At 72.2% G+C, this 17703-nt stretch carries 17 protein-coding genes; 10 read left to right on the top strand and 7 right to left on the bottom strand.

Features of this window, described 5'->3' with window-relative positions; genetic code table 11:
- Nucleotides 1–53 precede the first annotated feature (53 nt).
- Together O7629_RS11030 and O7629_RS11025 are read right to left on the bottom strand one after the other, a co-directional pair.
- On the bottom strand, nucleotides 54–881 hold the full coding sequence (locus O7629_RS11030) for an undecaprenyl-diphosphate phosphatase (RefSeq protein ID WP_278169005.1): 828 nt from the start codon (nucleotides 879–881) through the stop codon (nucleotides 54–56).
- Entirely contained in the window at nucleotides 878–1930 is a 1053-nt protein-coding gene (locus O7629_RS11025) for an LLM class F420-dependent oxidoreductase (protein WP_278169004.1), read from the bottom strand. Before O7629_RS11025 ends, O7629_RS11030 begins: the two co-directional genes overlap by 4 nt.
- A 207-nt stretch (nucleotides 1931–2137) precedes the next feature.
- On the opposite strand from O7629_RS11025, the gene O7629_RS11020 reads away from it, so the two are divergent.
- Both O7629_RS11020 and O7629_RS11015 read left to right on the top strand, forming a co-directional pair.
- A complete protein-coding gene (locus tag O7629_RS11020) occupies nucleotides 2138–3109 on the top strand; it encodes an aldo/keto reductase (RefSeq protein ID WP_278169003.1) in 972 nt (323 codons plus the stop codon).
- Between the two features lie 62 nt (nucleotides 3110–3171).
- Nucleotides 3172–3363 carry a DUF5703 family protein gene (locus O7629_RS11015; protein ID WP_278169002.1) on the top strand — a complete coding sequence of 64 codons (192 nt, stop codon included), beginning with the start codon at nucleotides 3172–3174 and terminating at the stop codon, nucleotides 3361–3363.
- A 9-nt stretch (nucleotides 3364–3372) separates the two neighbouring features.
- On the opposite strand, the gene O7629_RS11010 is transcribed toward O7629_RS11015, so the two are convergent.
- Both O7629_RS11010 and O7629_RS11005 read right to left on the bottom strand, forming a co-directional pair.
- A complete protein-coding gene (locus O7629_RS11010) occupies nucleotides 3373–4068 on the bottom strand; it encodes a hypothetical protein (protein WP_278169001.1) in 696 nt (231 codons plus the stop codon).
- A 41-nt stretch (nucleotides 4069–4109) separates the two neighbouring features.
- Nucleotides 4110–5432, bottom strand: coding sequence for a M20/M25/M40 family metallo-hydrolase (locus O7629_RS11005; protein ID WP_278169000.1), 1323 nt, complete (start codon nucleotides 5430–5432; stop codon nucleotides 4110–4112).
- Between the two features lie 175 nt (nucleotides 5433–5607).
- On the opposite strand from O7629_RS11005, the gene O7629_RS11000 reads away from it, so the two are divergent.
- From O7629_RS11000 to O7629_RS10990, 3 genes are all read left to right on the top strand, one after another.
- Nucleotides 5608–6240 (top strand): hemerythrin domain-containing protein, encoded by a 633-nt coding sequence (locus O7629_RS11000; RefSeq protein ID WP_278168998.1) that lies wholly within the window; start codon nucleotides 5608–5610, stop codon nucleotides 6238–6240.
- Between the two features lie 100 nt (nucleotides 6241–6340).
- Nucleotides 6341–7327: a LysR family transcriptional regulator gene (locus O7629_RS10995; RefSeq protein WP_278168997.1), complete on the top strand. Its 987-nt coding sequence runs from the start codon at nucleotides 6341–6343 to the stop codon at nucleotides 7325–7327.
- Nucleotides 7328–7628: 301 nt separating this feature from the next.
- Nucleotides 7629–9128, top strand: coding sequence for a S1 family peptidase (locus O7629_RS10990; protein ID WP_278168995.1), 1500 nt, complete (start codon nucleotides 7629–7631; stop codon nucleotides 9126–9128).
- 117 nt (nucleotides 9129–9245) lie between these two features.
- Here the strand turns inward: O7629_RS10990 and O7629_RS10985 are convergent, their stop codons facing one another.
- From O7629_RS10985 to O7629_RS10975, 3 genes are read right to left on the bottom strand one after another with little or no spacing between them, the layout of a single operon-like run.
- Nucleotides 9246–9608: a DUF3140 domain-containing protein gene (locus tag O7629_RS10985; RefSeq protein WP_278168994.1), complete on the bottom strand. Its 363-nt coding sequence runs from the start codon at nucleotides 9606–9608 to the stop codon at nucleotides 9246–9248.
- A 23-nt stretch (nucleotides 9609–9631) separates the two neighbouring features.
- Nucleotides 9632–9823 (bottom strand): hypothetical protein, encoded by a 192-nt coding sequence (locus O7629_RS10980; RefSeq protein ID WP_278168993.1) that lies wholly within the window; start codon nucleotides 9821–9823, stop codon nucleotides 9632–9634.
- A complete protein-coding gene (locus O7629_RS10975) occupies nucleotides 9820–12348 on the bottom strand; it encodes an ATP-dependent Clp protease ATP-binding subunit (protein WP_278168992.1) in 2529 nt (842 codons plus the stop codon). Before O7629_RS10975 ends, O7629_RS10980 begins: the two co-directional genes overlap by 4 nt.
- Before the next feature lie 202 nt (nucleotides 12349–12550).
- Between O7629_RS10975 and O7629_RS10970 the strand changes: the two genes are divergently transcribed.
- From O7629_RS10970 to O7629_RS10950, 5 genes are all read left to right on the top strand, one after another.
- Nucleotides 12551–12949: a hypothetical protein gene (locus tag O7629_RS10970; protein ID WP_278168990.1), complete on the top strand. Its 399-nt coding sequence runs from the start codon at nucleotides 12551–12553 to the stop codon at nucleotides 12947–12949.
- A 182-nt stretch (nucleotides 12950–13131) separates the two neighbouring features.
- Nucleotides 13132–13392 (top strand): hypothetical protein, encoded by a 261-nt coding sequence (locus O7629_RS10965; RefSeq protein WP_278168988.1) that lies wholly within the window; start codon nucleotides 13132–13134, stop codon nucleotides 13390–13392.
- Nucleotides 13393–13398: 6 nt separating this feature from the next.
- Complete coding sequence (locus tag O7629_RS10960; protein ID WP_278168987.1) at nucleotides 13399–14349, top strand: hypothetical protein; 951 nt, start codon at nucleotides 13399–13401, stop codon at nucleotides 14347–14349.
- Nucleotides 14342–17023, top strand: coding sequence for an FtsK/SpoIIIE domain-containing protein (locus tag O7629_RS10955; protein ID WP_278168986.1), 2682 nt, complete (start codon nucleotides 14342–14344; stop codon nucleotides 17021–17023). Before O7629_RS10960 ends, O7629_RS10955 begins: the two co-directional genes overlap by 8 nt.
- The gene (locus O7629_RS10950; RefSeq protein WP_278168985.1) at nucleotides 17023–17688 is read left to right on the top strand and encodes a hypothetical protein; all 666 of its coding nucleotides are present in this window, start codon (nucleotides 17023–17025) and stop codon (nucleotides 17686–17688) included. Before O7629_RS10955 ends, O7629_RS10950 begins: the two co-directional genes overlap by 1 nt.
- Nucleotides 17689–17703 lie beyond the last annotated feature (15 nt).

Raw genomic sequence — 17703 nt, 5'->3', positions numbered from 1 at the left:
GGGGCGGCCGCGCGCCGGCCGGCGGCCGACCCGGTCACAGCGGTCGGGTCCGGTCAGGTGGCCGAGATGGTTCCGGTGACCAGCAGCGCCATCACCAGGGAACCGAGCGCCACCCGGTAGAGCACGAAGGCGTACAGGGTGTGATGCGCGACATAGCGCAGCAACCAGGCGATCGCCGCGTAGCCGACCACGAACGCGATGGCGGTCGCCACCACCATCTGGGCCGCCGTGGGCGCCCGGCCCTGCGGGTCGAACACGTCGGGCAGGCTGAACAGCCCGGACATCACCACCGCGGGAATGGCCAGCAAGAAGGAGAACCGCGCGGCCGCCTCCCGGGTGAGGTTCAACAGCAGTCCAGCGGTCAGCGTGCCACCGGACCGGGAGACGCCCGGGATGAGCGCCATCGCCTGGGCGAAACCCATGATCACGCCATCACGCAGAGTCAACCGCTGCAGGGTACGGGTCTGCCGGCCGAGGTACTCCGCGACGGCGAGGATCAGCGCGAACACGATCAGCACGGTCGCGGTGATCCACAGGTTACGCAGACCGTCGCGGATCTGATCCTTGAACAGCAGGCCGATCACCCCGATCGGGATCGACCCGACGATGACGTACCAGCCCATCCGGTAGTCCGGCTCGCCGCGTACCGAGGGATTCCAGATGCCGACGACCCAGGTCCGGGTGATCCGCCAGATGTCCTTGGCGAAGTAGAGCAGTACCGCGGCCTCGGTGCCCAACTGGGTCACGGCGGTGAACGAGGCGCCTGCGTCCGCCTCGAAGAACAGCGCCGAGGTGATCCGCAGATGTGCCGACGAGCTGATCGGCAGGAACTCGGTGAGCCCCTGCACCACGCCGAGCACGATGACCTCGATCCAGCTCACCGCCCCACCCCGGCCACGTCGAGCGCCCGCGCCACAGTCCGCAGCGTCGCCAACCGCGCCTCGGTGTCGGCGTGGAACAGACTGACCGACAGGGTGGTCACGCCCGCGGCGGCGTACTCGCCGATCCGCTGCGCGATCCGGTCCGGCGGGCCCAGCAGCGCGGTCTGGTCGATGAACTCCAGCGGTACGGCGGCCGCGGCGTCCCGCAGCCGGCCGGCCAGATAGTGGTCCTGCACCTCGTCGGCGGCGGCACCGAAGCCCATCCGGGTGGCCAGCCGGTGATAGAAGTTCTGCGTCCGGCTGCCCATTCCGCCGACGTACAACGCGGCGTACCCGCGCAGCAGGTCGGCGCAGGCGGCGACGTCGTCGCCGACCACCACCGGCACGGCCGGCACCACGTCGAAACCGGTGAGGTCCTGACCGGTGCGGGCCCGCCCGGCGGCGATCAACGCCAGTTGGTCGGCGGCGGTGCGGGGCGAGAAGAACACCGCCAGCCAGCCGTCGGCGATCTCGCCGGCCAGTTCGAGGTTGCGGGGGCCGACCGCGGCCAGGTACACGGGGATCCGCGACCGGGGCGGGCGGAAGTTGAGCTTCAACGCCTTACCCGGGCCGTCGGGCAGCGGCAGGGTGTAGTGCGTGCCCGGGTACTCGACCCGCTGGCGTCCGACCGCGAGCCGGACGATCTCCACGTACTCGCGGGTCCTGGCCAACGGCTGACCGAACCGTACGCCGTGCCAGCCCTCGGAGACCTGCGGACCGGAGACCCCCAGGCCGAGCCGGAACCGGCCACCGGACAACGTGTCGATGGTGGCGGCGGTCATCGCGGTCGACGCCGGGGTGCGGGCCGGGATCTGCATCACCGCCGAGCCCACGTCGATCCGGCTGGTCTGGCCGGCCAGCCAGGCGAGCAGGCTTGGCGAGTCGGACCCGTACGCCTCGGCGGCCCAGACCACCGTGTAGCCGAGCCGCTCCGCCTCCTGGACGAGCGCCAGTTGGTCGGCCGGTGAGCCAGCGCCCGTGAGGTAGCCGAGATTGAGTCCGAGTCGCACTCCCAGTCATCCCCCATCCCCCGCCAGGCGGGGCGTCGACGGCGCTGCCGGGGCAGCGGCCGTGGCCAAGCCGCACCAGGGTACGCAATCGTCCGCCACCATTGGACAACCGGCCGGTCGACTCGCCGACCGGCCGGTGCCGGTCGGCAGCAGACGTCGGCGGGAGTGAGGATGTCCGTACCGCCAGGATCTGCTTAAGGTGCATCCATGCAGCAGCGACCGCTCGGCCGCAGCGGGCTGGCGGTCTCCCGGCTCGCGCTCGGCACCATGACCTGGGGCCGGGACACCGACGCCGACGATGCCGCGGCGCAACTGAAAAGTTACCTGGACGCCGGGGGCAATCTGATCGACACCGCCGACGTGTACGGCGACGGCGACGCCGAGGCGGTCATCGGTTCGCTGCTGGACAGCATGGTGCCCCGTGAGGATCTGGTCATCGCTACCAAGGCCGGGTTGCGGCCGGGCGGGCCACGGCGGCGTGACACGTCCCGTTGGCATCTGCTGCGTACCCTCGACGCCTCGTTGCGGCGGCTCGGCACCGACTACATCGACCTGTGGCAGGTACACGGGTACGACCCGGACACCCCGATGGAGGAGACCCTCGGCGCGTTGGACACGGCGGTGACCAGCGGGCGGGTCCGGTACGTCGGGGTGTCGAACTTCAGCGGCTGGCAGACCGCCCGGGCAGCGGCCTGGCAGGCCGCGGTGCCCGGCCGGGCCGCCGTGGTCGCCGCACAGGTCGAGTACTCGTTGCTGCAACGTGGGATCGAACGGGAGGTGCTGCCCGCCTGCGCCGCGCTGGGGCTGGGCGTACTGCCCTGGTCACCGCTCGGCCGCGGGGTACTCACGGGCAAGTACCGGCACGGCCGCCCGGTCGACTCCCGGGCCGCGTCGCCGCATCTGGAACTGTTCGTCGCGACCTACCTGGAGCCGCGCTGCTCCAGCATCGTCGAGGCGGTCTCGACGGCCGCCGCTGGCCTGGGGGTGGCACCGCTGGAGGTCGCGCTCGCCTGGGTCCGGGACCGCCCCGGGGTCACCGCGCCGATCCTCGGGGCACGCACGGCGGGGCAACTGGTCGGGGCGCTGCAGGTCGAACGGATGACGCTACCCACGGAGATCACCCGGGCACTCGACGACGTCTCGGCGCCAGCGGTCGGCTATCCGGAACGCGACGGGTGATAGAGCCACCGGAGGTGGCCGGCGGGTGACACAGCCCGGGGGCCGGCGGCAGGATGGTGGTCATGGACTACGAGTACGCGCCGCTGCGGTTGCCGCCGAATGTCGACCGGTTGACCGCGGCCGCGCAGTTGGCGATTCAGGCCGAGTTCTCTGGCTGGGAGCTTGCCCGGGTGCGGCTGTTCCGTGACGGGACGCGCCAGGTAGTGCTCCGGCGCAGGATCGCCCGGCAGCCGCAGCCCGGGCTCAGTACATAGGTGGTGTGTTCAGCGCAGGCCACCGCCGGCCGGTGCGCCGCTGGCCGGTGAGTCGTCGCCGTCGTCGTCCGGCAGGTAGGCGTGCTCGTCGAGTCGGCCGACGATCTCGTCACCGGGAACCGACCGGAACGGTCCGTCGACATCGCCGTCGCTGAACGCCTCCGGATCCAGCGGCGTGGTGACCTCGTGCACCATGACCACGCCGTCGAGCGGTTCCAGCTCCGGGATGTCCAGCGCGCCGAGTGAGCCGTCGCCGGCCTGCAGCAACTCGAGCACTGCCTCTCCGACACCACCGACCGGCTCGGCCGCCTCGGCGGACGGGCTGCCCTGGCGGCGGGCCGCGTCGGCGATGCGGACCAGCGCGGCGACCGACGGCACCCGGTAGTCACGACGCTGGCGTACCGAGACGACCTGCGGGTGCGGGTCGGCCGGCTCGTCGCCGTCGACGCCGCCGGCACCGACACCGAACCGTTCGTCCGCCTCCTGCGGATCGATCGATTCGACGTCCCAGGGTGTCACCTCACCGAAGGCGTCCAGCAACTGCTCGTCGTAGGCGTACGACGCGTTGTTGAGCGTCACGTACGCCTGCCAGACCGCGTCGTCGTCGATCCGGCCGTCGGCGGCCTTGACCGTGGCCAGATGTGCCCGGGCAGCCTGGAACACCTGCTCCAGCGCGGCGTCGAGGTCGGTGTGCTGGTCGGTCATACGGGTGGGATTCCTTTCACCGTCGATGAGGGCGCCGGCGGTCAGCTCTGGCGCAGGAAGCGGTCGAGCACATGCACGCCGAACTGTAGCCCCTCGACCGGGACCCGCTCGTCAATGCCATGGAACAGCGCAGAGAAGTTCAGCTCCGCCGGCAGCCGTAGCGGGGTGAACCCGAAGCATCGGATGCCGAGTTGGCGAAACGCCTTGGCGTCGGTGCCGCCGGAGAGCATGTACGGCACCGTCCGGGCACCCGGGTCGGCATGGCGCAGCGCGGCGGCCATCGCGTCGACCAGCGCACCGTCGAAGGTCGTCTCGATCGCCGGCTGCCGCTCCACGTGTTCGATCTCCACGTCCGGGCCGATCAGCTGGCGGAGCTCGGCCAGAAACTGGGTCTCCTGGCCGGGCAGCACCCGGCAGTCGATGGTGGCACTGGCTCGACCGGGGATGACGTTTTCCTTGTATCCGGCGTCCAGCCGGGTCGGATTGGCGGTGTTACGGACCGTGGCACCGATGATGTTCGCGATCGGCCCCAGCTTGGCGATCGTCGACTCCGGGTCGTCCGGGTCGAACTCGATGCCGAGCACGTCGGAGACCTCGGCCAGGAAGTCCCGCACGGTCGGGGTGACGACGATCGGGAAACGGTGTCGGCCAAGCCTCGCCACCGCCTCGCACAACGCCGTCACCGCGTTGTCGTCGTGCATCATCGAGCCGTGTCCGGGTCGGCCCCGGGTGTGCAGCCGCAGCCAGTTGATGCCCTTCTCCGCCGTCTCGATCAGATACAGCCGCAGGTCGTCACTCACCGTGTAGGAGAAGCCGCCGACCTCGCCGATCGCCTCGGTACAGCCGTCGAACAGCCCGGGGTGCCGCTGCACCAGGTGGTGGGCGCCGTACCGGCCGCCGGCCTCCTCGTCGGCGGTGAAGGCCAGCACGATGTCGCGCGGTGGCCGGGTCCCGCTGCGCTGCCAGTCACGGACCACGGCGAGCACCATCGCGTCGAAGTCCTTCATGTCGATCGCCCCACGACCCCACAGGTAGCCGTCGCGCAACTCGCCGGCGAACGGCGGGACCGACCATTCGGAGGCGTCGGCCGGGACCACGTCGAGGTGGCCGTGCACGAGCAGCGCCCCGCGGGACGGGTCGGTACCGGAGATGCGGGCGACCAGGCTGGCCCGGCCGGGTGCGGACTCGACGATGGTGCTGGTGACGCCAACCTCGGCGAGCTGGTCGGCGACGTACTCCGCGGCGACCCGTTCACCGACGCTGGTCAGCGGGTCACCGGTGTTGGTGGTGTCGATCCGCAGCAGGTCGCGGCAGATCCGCACGACCTCGTCGGTCGGCGCCGGCGGCGGGGAGGGTGCAGTCATGCGGTTCTTCTTACCAGCCGTCCGGCCGCTGCCCCAGCCCCGCCGCGGCACGCCCCACGGTTTCGGACGACGGCGTGGTGGGTACCGCCGCATTCGCCGGGCCGGCACCCGCACGGTTGCCGGCCACAACGGCCGGGCCGTACGAGGTCCCCGGTCCGCACCGAAGGAGACGATCGTGTCGGTAGGCCTTCCCCCCATCCCCGAACTCGGCGACGACGACCTGCCGCACGATCCGGGCGGACCGCGGCTGACCACACTGCTCGTCGAGGAGCACCGCCGCGTCGAGCAGCTCTGCGAGCAGCTCGACGCGGCAACCGACCCGGACCGGCGGCGTCAGATCGCGGACGTGCTGGTCGCCGTGGTGAGCCGGCATCTGTCGGCCGAGGAGCAGTACCTCTACCCGGCCATCCGGGCGGCCCTGCCCGACGGAGGCGCGCTGGCCGACCAGGGCATCGCGACGGACCGCCCGTTGCGCGACGTGCTCAGCTCATCCGACGTGGCGGCGGCCGGGACACCGGCCAGGGTCGCCGCCGCCTGGCGGCACCACCGTACGGTCGTCGAGCAGCAGCTGCTGCCAGGGCTACGGGCGGCGGCGACCGACGAGGAGCTCGTCCGGCTGGGCAACCGGGCGGAGACAGCCGAGGAGGCCGCCCCGACCCGGCCGCATCCCGACGCCCCGCTGCGGCCGCCGTGGAACCGGGTGGTGGACCCGGCGCTGGGGGTGCTGGACAAGACCCGGGATCTGCTGTCCGGCCGTACCACCTATCCCGAGGATCTGACGGCGACGCCGGTCGACCGCGACGGCTAGTCCGGAATATCCGATCAGTTCTGTTCCATATTGATGTCGGAGAACGTTTCCCGCATCGAAGGTCTTCCCGTCGATCCCGTTCTGGTCCTACCGTCACGTTATGAACCTGGAGCTGCGGCACCTGCGGGTTGTCTGCGCCATCGCGGAGACGGGAAGCGTCACCAAGGCGGCCTCCATGTTGGGGTTGGCGCAGCCCGCACTCACCGCGCAACTGCAACGGATCGAACGGACCCTCGGTGGGCCCTTGTTCGAGCGCGACCGGCGGGGCGCCCGGCCGACCGCACTGGGCGAACTGGTCCTGGCCCGGGCCCGGGTGCTGCTGCCGGCGATGAAAGGGCTGCAGGACGAAGCGGCCCGGCTGGCCGGCACGGGCAGCGTGATGAGCAGGTTCCGGCTCGGCGGGGTCAATAGCCCGATCCTGGGTGGCCTGGTACACCGGCTCGCCGCCGACCAGCCGCAGGCGCAGATCAGCACCTACGCCTCCTGGTACGTCGACGAGCTCGCCCAGATGGTGCTCAGCGGCCGACTCGACTACGCGCTCACCGGGGTGTGCGGCGACGCCACCCCGTCGGCTGAGTTCGGCCTGGCGTGGCGGGCGGTCGCCGTCGACGCGATCTTCGTCCTGTTGCCCGAGACCCACCCGCTGGCGCACCGCCCGGAGATCGAGCTCGGCATGCTCGCCGACGAGCAGTGGGTCGCCGCGCCCGGCGACGGATGCTTCGGCGACTGCTTCGCCGCCGCCTGCGCACGGTCCGGGTTCACCCCCCGCAAGATGTACGAGACCGACATCCGCGGCTGTGTCGACCTGGTCGAGTCCGGCGAGGCCGTCGCCTTGTGCCAGGCGACGTTCCGGCCGATCAGCGGGCTGGTGACCCGACCGTTGGCCGGCGCGCCGCTGCGCTGGCGGCTGCTGCTGGGCTGGCACCCGGACGCGACCGCCGCCGCCCTCGCCGACCGGGTGTTCACCCACGCCACCACGGCGTACACCGACTCGCTGGGGCGCAACCCGCAGTATCTCGGCTGGCTCGCCGACAACCCCGGATTCGGGGCGCAGAGCCTGGCCGGGATCCCGGTTTCGGACGGCTGACCGGGCTGACCGGTCCTGCCTCGCCCCGACCGGCCCTGCTCCGCCCCGACCGATCGCTGTGACGGTATGAGCCAGCTGGTATCTGCCTGCTGACATAGACCGCCATTAAGTTGACAGCAACCCGACGTTACCCCGAACACCGACATCCGGGCCCGACGGCGCACCACGACCGGCGGACCGTTCGGGCTCCGGCCCCCGTCGGTATCGGAGACGTCGGGGTGCCACGTGCCTCCGGTCGGTTCCGCCAGGCGATCCCTGGCCCCCGCCGGAGTCACTTCCCGTTCAATCGTCAGGGGAGCAGATGAGACGAGCACTGATCGCGGCCACCGCAGCCGCCGTCCTGCCACTGGGGGCGGCCGGTCTGGCCGCGATGCCCGCCATGGCAGCACCCAGCGCCGGGCCGGTCGCCCAGCCGGTCGCCGACGCGGCCGCACCCGGAATGCTCGCGGCGATGCAGCGTGACCTGGGCCTTACCGCAGACCAGGCGCGGGTCCGGATCGCCAAGGAGGCCAGCGCCAACAAGAAGGAAGCGATGTTGCGCGCCACCCTCGGCACCGACTTCGGCGGGGCGTGGCTGTCCCCCGACGGCGGCACGCTGACCGTGGCGGTCACCGACTCGACCCAGGCCGCCGCGGTGACCGCCGCCGGCGCGAAGGTCAAGGTGGTCGACCGCAGCGCGGCCGAACTCGACCGGGTCAAGGCCAAGCTCGACCGCACCGCGGCGAAGGCGCCGGCGACCGCCGTCGCCGGCTGGTACGTCGACGTGGCCACCAACGCCGTGGTGGTGCTGGCCCGCGGCGACGTCTCGGCGGCCGAGAGCTTCGTCGCCGGCAGCGGTGCCGCTGCGGACGCGGTACGGGTCGTGCGCACCGATGAGACGCCGACCACCCTGTACGACGTCCGGGGAGGCGACGCCTACTACATGGGCGGGCGCTGCTCGGTCGGCTTCTCGGTGACCGGCGGGTTCGTCACCGCCGGGCACTGCGGCAGCGTGGGCACCGCCACCCAGGGCTACAACCAGGTGTCGCAGGGCACCTTCCGTGGGTCGTCGTTCCCCGGCAACGACTACGCCTGGGTACAGACCAACTCGAACTGGACGCCGCAGCCGTGGGTGAACAACTACAGCGGCGGCAACGTCACGGTCGCCGGCTCGGCCGAGGCGGCGGTCGGCGCGTCGGTTTGCCGGTCCGGATCCACCACCGGTTGGCGCTGCGGCACCATCCAGGCCAAGAACTCGACGGTGAACTACCCGCAGGGCCGAGTGTCCGGCCTGACCCGGACCAACGCCTGCGCCGAGCCCGGTGACTCCGGTGGGTCGTGGCTCTCCGGCCAGCAGGCCCAGGGCGTCACCTCCGGCGGTTCGGGCAACTGCTCGACCGGCGGCACCACCTACTTCCAGCCGGTCAACGAGATCCTCTCGGTGTACGGCCTCACGCTGCGGACCGGCGGTGGCGGCAACCCGCCGCCGACCACCCCGCCGCCGGGCGGCGGAACCTGCAGCGGCTACCAGAACACCTACACCGGTTCGCTCTCCTCCGGCGGCACCCAGATCCAACCCAACGGCAGCTACTTCAGCGCCGGTTCCGGCACCCACCGGGCCTGCCTGGACGGGCCGACCAGCCGCGACTTCGACCTGTACCTGCAGCGGTGGAGCGGCAGCAGCTGGGTCAGCGTGGCCAGCGGCACCAGCCCCGGTCCGGACGAGACGCTGACCTACAGCGGTTCCTCCGGCTACTACCGGTACGTGGTCCACGCGTACAGCGGTTCGGGCAGCTACTCGCTCGGCATCACCCGGCCGTAGCCGTTCGTCTCCCGGCCGAGCCGGTCGGGCCGGGAGACGAACCGGCAGAGCCACGCCCCGACGGCGGGTACCGGGAACGGGACCCGCCGTCGGCGTGCGCCAGGTGGAAGTGACTGGTCAGCCCGCCGTGTCTGCGTCGACGCGCAGCGGATCGTGCCCCAGGTCCAGCAGCGCCCGCCGCCACCGGTCGTCCGCAGCGCCCGCCGCCGGGCGGCGGGCGAGCAGGTCCCGGATCTCCTCGACGACCCGCGCCATCACCTGCCGGTCCGGTTCGGTCAGATCCACCCGCCGTTTGCCCAGCACCGCCAGTACGGCGCCACCCGGCTGCGGCAGGTCGACGCCGGGTCCGACGAACGCTTGTTCGCCGGACGCCTCGGTCAGCAGCCAGTCACGCAGCTGTTCCGAACTGATGTTCACGTACGCGTGGAACTCGTTCCACAACTGGTCAGTGTCGGTGTCGGTACGCCGGTGCGCCGCCATCGACAACCTCCTCACTTTGACGGTCAGTCGGGGGGCTCGGTGCTGCTCACCGGATCGTCGGAGTCGGCCCGGGTCTGGGTACCGGCCGGTTCCGGGCGCACATCGGTGTCCGCCAGGACGGCGCCGGGTCCGGTCCCGGTGTCCAGCGGGCTGTTCCGGGCCAGCACCTCGTCGGTCTTCGCGGACTTCTCACGTTGTTCCTCCGGTTGACTCATGGTCGTATCCTCCTTTCGGCCGCACTGTCGACGTCGAACCGCAGACCACCGTCCCGCGCGTCGACGGTGACCCGTTGCCCCGCCGCCAACGTGCCGTCGAGCAGCAACCGGGACAGTTGGTTGTCGACCTCCCGCTGGATCGTCCGACGCATCGGCCGCGCGCCGAACTCCGGCTGGTATCCGGCTTCGGCTATCCAGTCGGCCGCCGCATCGGTGACCTCCACGGCGATGTCCTGGGCGTGCAGCCGCCGGCGGGTCTCCTCCAGCAGCAGGTCGGTGATCTGGCGCAGCTGCTGCTGGGCCAGTTGCCGGAAGATGATGATCTCGTCGATCCGGTTGAGGAACTCCGGCCGGAAGTCCTCCTGCAGCCGGCGCAGCAGGCGCTCGCGCAGGTCGTCGTCAGGGCTGTCGCCGTCCGTCCCACCAAAGCCGACACTGCGGCCGCCGCCGGTGATCAGCTCCGAGCCGAGGTTGCTCGTCATGATCAGAACCACGTTACGGAAGTTGACCGTCCGGCCCTGGCTGTCGGTCAGCCGGCCGTCGTCGATCAGCTGCAGCAATACGTTGAACACGTCGACGTGCGCCTTCTCGATCTCGTCGAGCAGCACCACCGCGTACGGTCGTCGGCGAACCGCCTCGGTCAGCTGGCCGGCCTCCTCGTAGCCGACGTACCCGGGCGGTGCCCCGACCAGCCGACTCACCGTGTGCCGTTCCTGGAACTCGCTCATGTCGAGTCGGACCATCCGGTCGGCGTCACCGAACAGGGCCGCCGCGAGGGCCCGGGCCAGCTCCGTCTTGCCGACGCCGGTGGGTCCGAGGAACAGGAAACTGCCGACCGGCCGGTCCGGGTCTCCCAGCCCGGCCCGCGAGCGACGGACGGCCTCGGCGACCGCGGTCACCGCGTCGTCCTGGCCGACCACCCGTTGGTGCAGTTCGCCCTCCAGCCGTAGCAACCGGTCCCGCTCCTCCTCGGTGAGCTGGCTGACCGGAATGCCGGTGGCCCGGGATACCACCTCGGCGATCTCCTCGATGCTGACCTGGGGCACCCCGGCGCTGTCCGGGCTGCGGGCCGTCTCGATCCGCTGTTGCACCTGCGTCAACTGGTCCCGCAGGCCGGACGCCCGTTCGTACTGTTCGTCGGCGACTGCCTGGGCCTTGTCCCGGTGCAACTGCTCGAGCTGCCGTTCCAGGTCCCGTACGTCGGCGGCCGGTGTGCGGGTGCGCAGCCTGACCCGGGCGCCGGCCTGGTCGATCAGGTCGATCGCCTTGTCCGGCAGGAACCGGTCGCTGATGTAGCGGTCGGCGAGTTCCGCCGCCGACAGCAGCGCGTCGTCAGTGAACCGCACCTGGTGATGCGCCTCATAGCGGTCCCGCAGACCGTGCAGGATCGCGATGGTGTCCGCCACGGTCGGCTCGGGCACCAGGACCGGCTGGAACCGCCGGGCCAACGCGGCGTCCTTTTCGATGTTGCGCCGGTACTCGTCCAGCGTGGTCGCGCCGACCACCCGCAGTTGGCCTCGGGACAACGCAGGTTTCAGCATGTTGCTGGCGTCCATCGACCCTTCGGTGCCGCCGCCGCCCGCCCCGACCAGGGTGTGCAGCTCGTCGAGGAAGACGATGAGGTCGTCGCCGTGGCTACGGATCTCGTCGATGACCTTCTTCAGCCGTTCCTCGAAGTCGCCGCGGTACCGGGTACCGGCGACCAGCCCGGCGAGATCCAGTTGCACCACCCGCTTGCCGATCAGCGTCTGAGGGACGTCCCCGTCGACGATGCGCTGTGCCAGTCCTTCCACAATCGCGGTCTTGCCGACCCCGGCCTCCCCGATCAGCACCGGGTTGTTCTTGGTCCGCCGGGACAGGATCTCCACCGCCTGCTCGATCTCCTCACCCCGGCCGACGACCGGGTCGATCGCACCCTGGGCGGCGAGTTCGGTCAGATCCTGACCGTACTGGTCGAGGGTCGGGGTCCCGCGGGCCGTCCGCGGCTTGGCCGCACCGCCGCGTTCGGCGCTGGCGTTCTGCAGCGACCGGGGTTCGACGTGGCCGGCCGCGAGCATCCGCCCGGCGGCCGACTCCGGGTTGACCGCCAGCGCCATCAGCACGTGCTCGGGCCCGATGTAGGTCGCGCCGGTGGCCCGGGAGAGCTGGTGCGCGTCCAGTAGGGCACGTTTCGCCGCCGGGGTCAGCGAGAGGTTGGCCGGTACCTCGCCCCGGCCGGCCGCCGGTCCGCCCAACTCGGCGAGCAGCCCGTTCGGGTCGGCCCCGGCCCGGCGGACCAGCTCCCGCAGCGGTTGACGCTGCAACGCCGCCCAGAGCAGGTGATCGGTGTCCAGGTCGCTGGTGCCGGCCTGGGCCGCCCGCCGGGCGGCGGCGGTGAGCAGGTCACGGGCATCGCCACTCATCAGCCGGGTGATGTCGACCCGGTGCACCGGCAACCGGGGCTCGCCGCCGGTGAGAAACCGGGCCAGCAGGTCCTCCCAGGGATCGGTGCCGAGCCCTCCCGGGCCGTACGGTCCGTCACTCATCTGCGCGCCCCCTCGCCGTTTCGCCCCCGCCGGCTGTGAACCGGACCGTGGCTACCCGGGCCGTCCCGGGCCAAACGTCCCGGTCGACGAGCGACGTCCGAAACCACCCCGCATGCCGTCGAGGTACCGGCACGTGGGTCGGGATTGGTGCGGCCGGCCGGGGCGCCGGGTCCACGGCCGCGCATGCTGGCAGGCTTGCCGGATGCGGACTCTGCTGATCGTGGACGGCGCGAACGTGGTCGGCTCCCGACCCGACGGTTGGTGGCGCGACCGGATGGCGGCGGCCGCCCGGCTGCGTGATCAACTGGTCGGCGTCGCCGACCGGGGACTCCCCGAGCTGACCGGCCCGCTGGAGGTGGTCCTGGTGGTCGAGGGGGCGGCCCGTGGTCTGCCGCCGACCGACGGGGTACGGATCGGCGTGGCTCCCGGGTCAGGAGACGATCTGATCGTCGAGATCGCCGCCGAGGGCGGACCGGACCGGCGGGTGGTAGTCGTCACGGCCGACCGCCGGTTGCGGGACCGGGTCACCGAAGTGGGCGCGCAGATCCACGGACCCCGATGGTTGACCAGGCAGCTGACCGGTCCGGTGTCGGACTTCTGACCGGTATTCAGCCTGAATACCTGATCCGCCACCGGCAGTTGCCCAGCTCACGCAGGCCGAGCGCCGACGGCCGGACGGTCGCTGCGGACCAGCCTATCTGCGGGATCAGACAGCCGGGCAGCAATCACCCACCAGCGGTAAGCTCTAATAGAGCCTTCCAGCCCCTTGAGGAGGTTTCGCCCGTGGCGAGTGTCGCCGAGGTCAAGTCCGCCATCGAAGCCGCGATCATGCAGGTGTCGGAGGGCCAGGCTGCCGTCCAAGCCGCCAGCGAGAAGATCGCCGAGGCGCAGCAGAGCCTGGCGGCCGCCTTTGAGGGCAGCGGCCACGAGGCGGTCGGAGCGGCCCAGGCCGCCCTGTTCCAGGCCAGCTCCGAGCTCGAGGAGTGCCTCGCCGCCACACTCGCCGCCGTCGAACAGGCGCAGACGTACTCCGCGACGCTGTAGTCACCAATGTCGCTCGCCGAGAATCTCGCCGCCCGGGTCCGGGCGGCCACCGACGACCTGCCGGTGGGCCAGCTCGCGGTCGCGGTGCAGCGGCTGCGTGCCGCGACCGAGCTGCTCATCTGGGTCCGCCAGGAATCGGCGGACCCGCTGGCGGTGCCACAGCTCGCCGGCGCCACCGAACACGCGGAGCAGGCCGGCCACGCGATGCGGGTCGCTGCGCAGTCAGTGGACGACTACCTGGCGGCGATCGGCTTCGGTGCCGGCCCGGCGCCGGGGGGCGACGGCGGGTGGCGGGCGGCGCTGGACAGCGACCGGGACCCGACGGCGGCACCGGGCGGCACCGGACGGGCGAGCGCGCCCGCCGCACCCGAGCTCGGCAACTGGTGGGCCGCCCGGGTCGCGGAGCTGACCGACCGGGAGTCCGGGGTCGGGCCAGGGCCGGACGCCGCGACCGACACGCCCGGGCCGGACGCCGCCACAGACACCGCCGAACTGCTGCGCAGGGTCGCGACGGCGGTCCGTCAGGAGGACCGGGCCGGACTGCACCGCGACCTCGCCGCGGCGGCCGCGCCGACCGGCCTGAACCTCGCCGCGGTCACCCCACCGCTGCTGCACCGCCTCGCCGGGGACCTGCTGGACCACGAGCCGCAGGCCGAGGACCTGCGTCGGCTCGCCTCCGCCACCACCCGACAGGTACGCGAGCTGCTACCCGGCATGCCGGATTCGGTGCTGTCGACCCTGCTCGCCCGGATCTGCCGGGTGCCGGCCGACGATCGGCGCGGCGACGTTCACCGGGCCGACGGTGAACAGGCCGGGCAGCCTCCGGCTCCGCCGCACCCGGCCGACTCGGCGGTCGCCGGTGCGGTACTCACCGGCGTACTGCTACGGCTGCTCGACCGCGAGCCGCAGACGCTGCGCCCGGAGCAGCCCCGACCGCTGCGGGGGCGCGATGCCTGACGCGCGGGCCGAGCTGGTAGCCGCGGTCCGCCGGGCGCTCGGTCATGCCCGGGCGGCGGCCCGCAACCGACTCGACGACGTCGAACAGGACATCGCCGCTGCGGAACAGCAGCTCAAACGGGTACGCATGGCAGCCGAGCAGGTGCCGCACCGAGCCGCGGTGCACCGCGACCGCCGGCTAGCCGACCTCGCCGAGCAGTACCGCGATCAGATAGCGGTGACCGCCCGGCGAGCCGTCGCGGCGGTTGACCGGGCGGCACCGGGAGCCGCCGCCGCTGACTGGGCTCGGTGGCATCCTGCTCCGGCGACGCGCACGGAAGCGCCAGGAGCTGCCCGGATCGGCCTGACCGGGCTGGCCGGAGGTCCCGCCGTACCCGCGCTCGTCGCGGTCCTGGACCACGGCCACGTGGCGCTGGACGGCGCCGACCGAGCGGGGTGTGACGCCGTGCTGTCCGCGCTGCTGCTGCGGATCCTCGGCCGTACCGCGCCCGGCACCGTCCGGCTGACCGGCTACGACCCGGAACAGCTCGGTGGCGGCCTCGCCGGTTTCGCCCCGCTGGCCGGACCCGGCCTGCTCACCTTCGCCGGCCCCGGTGGGTTGAGCCGGCACCTGGACGAGCTGGTCGACCACATCCGCCGGATCAACGAGACGGTGCTGGCCGGGGAGTTCCGATCGCTGAGCGAACTGGCGACGGCCACCGGCCGACGGCCCGAGCCGTGGCGGATCGCCGTCCTGCTCGGCGGGCCCGGGGAGGAGCTCTCCCGGCACGAACGGGCTCAGCTGGACCGGATCACCCGCGCCGGGGCTGCCTGCGGCGTCCATCTGATCGTCCGCGGTGTCGGGCTCAGCGCCACGCCCACCGTGACCACCGTGTCGGTCTCCGGCAGCACGGCTCGGGTCAGCGGCTATCCGCAGCTACCGGTGCGGATCGACCCGCCGCCGCCGGCCGAGCTGGTCACTCGTACCTGCCGGGAGATCGCCGCCGCAGTCGCCGCCGGCCCGGTTCCGGCGGTATTCAGCGATCTGCTGCCCGAACAGGAATGGACCGAGGACGCCACCGCCGGGCTGACCGCGCCGGTCGGCGACAGCCCACGGGGCCGGCCGGTGACGGTGACGTTGAGCGACTATCCGCCGCACGCGCTGATCGGTGGGCCGTCCGGCACCGGAAAGACCAACCTGATCTACGCCTGGATCGGTGCCCTGGCCGCCCGCTACTCCCCCACCGAGCTGGAGTTCTATCTGCTGGACTTCAAGGAGGGGGTGTCCTTTGCCCGGTTCGCGCCGGGCCGGCGGGACCCCAGCTTCCTGCCGCATGTCCGGCTGGTCGGGGTGAACGTCAACACCGACCGGGAGTTCGGCCTGGCGATGCTGCACTTCCTCGGTGCGCAACTGCGGCAGCGGGCCGACGCCGCCAAACGCCACGAGGTGACGAAGCTGGCGGAGCTGCGCGCGGAGGACCCACAGGGCCGGTGGCCGCGCATCGTGGCGGTGATCGACGAGTTCCAGGTGCTGCTCGCCGGCAACGACGCGCTGGCCACCGAGGCCGCGACGTTGCTGGAGGACCTGGCCCGGCGGGGCCGGTCACAGGGCATCCACCTGATCCTGGCGTCCCAGGACGTCTCCGGTATCCAGGCGCTGTGGGGGCGTACCGCGCTGATCGCCCAGTTCGCACTACGGATCGCGCTACCGAAGGCGCGCCGCGTCCTGCCGGAGACCAACACCGCAGCGGAGTCACTGCCCCGCCATCACGCCGTGGTCAACGCCGAGTCCGGGGCAACGGAGGCCAACCAGATCGTCCGGGTTCCGCCGGCCAGCGACCGGGACACCTGGCAAGAGCTGCAACACCGGCTGTGGCGACGGCGGCCCGCCGACCTGCCCACGCCGCGGCTGTTCGATGGCGACGTGGTGCCCCGGCTGGTTGAGGCACCGGACTACCAGGCGCTGGTCGCCGACGGCGACGGACCGCGCATACCGGTGGCGTTGCTCGGCGAGACGATCGACGTACTGGCCCGCTCCGCCCGGCTCAGCCTGGCCCGGGCACCCGGACGCAATCTCGCGGTACTGGGCACCCGGGTGGACGAGGCGTGCGCCCTGCTCGACGCCGGTGCCCGGTCGCTGGCCCGGCAGTACCCGCCCGGCGCGGCGCGGTTCGACGTCGCCTGTCTGGACCCGGACGCGGAGGCAGCCGCCCACCGGCTACACGCGGCGTTGCCGGCCGGCACCGGACTGTACGACCTGGATACCGTCGGCGGGCTGCTCGCGGACACCGCCGACCGGCTCTCCGGTGACGTGCTGGACGGTCCGGTCCGCCCACACTTCCTGGTGCTGTACGCGGTCGACGCCGCCGCCGGACGGCTGGCGGCGAAGTTCGCCGGCCGCTCCGGCCTGGACCGGCTCCGCCGGGTGCTGCACCTCGGGCCGGAGCGGCACACCCACGTGCTGGGCTGGTGGCGCGGGGTGGCCCGGATGCGCGACGATCTCGGCGGGGTCGGCTCACGGACCGACCAGATTGGTGCCTGGGTGGCGTTGGACGTGCACGGCTCCGACCTCGGACCGCCGCTGTACCCCCGGGCCGGCGGCCCGGCCTGGTATCCCCGGCCGTGGCGGGCACTGTTCTTCGACCGGACGGTGCACCGCAGCGCCGAGGTCATCATCCCGTACGGGCTGACCTGATGGACGCCTCCTATCCCGAGCTGATGCGCCGGCTCGCCGAGCTCGCCGCCGCGCTGCAGAACCGTCGGGACGAAGCGCAGCAGTGGTACGCGCAACGGTGCGACGGCGCGCAGACCGCGGTGGCCGAGGTGGAGGCCGACCTGGCGGAGCTGCACCAGCTCCACGATCAGGCAAGCCGGGAGCTGGCGGACGTCGACCGGGCGGCCGCCGACATCTGGACCGAGGTCGGTCACCGGTTCGGGCCGGTGGCCGGACGGCTCGGCGGCCTCCCGCCGCCACTGCCGACGCCCCCGGGTACCGCCGTCGACGACGATCCGGAGCACTGGCTCGCGGCCGCCCGTGCTTTGGTCGAGCGGTCCAACGACGTGGGCCCCCTGCCCCGGTCGGCGTATCCGGTGCTGGCGGTGTTCGGCGCCGCCGGAGCCGCCGCCGCGTTCGGGCTGTCCACCGCCGCGCGGTGGGCTGGCCAGCGCTACGGCGGCGACCTGGCGGTCGGGATGCCGGTGATCGCGCTCGTGGTCACCTTGGTCGGTCCGCTACTCGGGCTGGGTCCGGCGAAGGCGCTGGCCGACCGCCGGCACGCGGTGCTCGACCTGCGTACCGTGTCGATCGTCCTGGTCGCCGGCCTGGCGGCGACCGCCGCCCTGCTGACCGGGCTGGGCTGACCCGCCGACGCCCGG

The organism is Solwaraspora sp. WMMD792 (assembly GCF_029626105.1).
Taxonomy (GTDB): Bacteria; Actinomycetota; Actinomycetes; order Mycobacteriales; family Micromonosporaceae; genus Micromonospora_E.
Note: the sequence above shows the minus strand (reverse complement) of the source record. Positions and strands in the feature narration are given on the sequence as shown.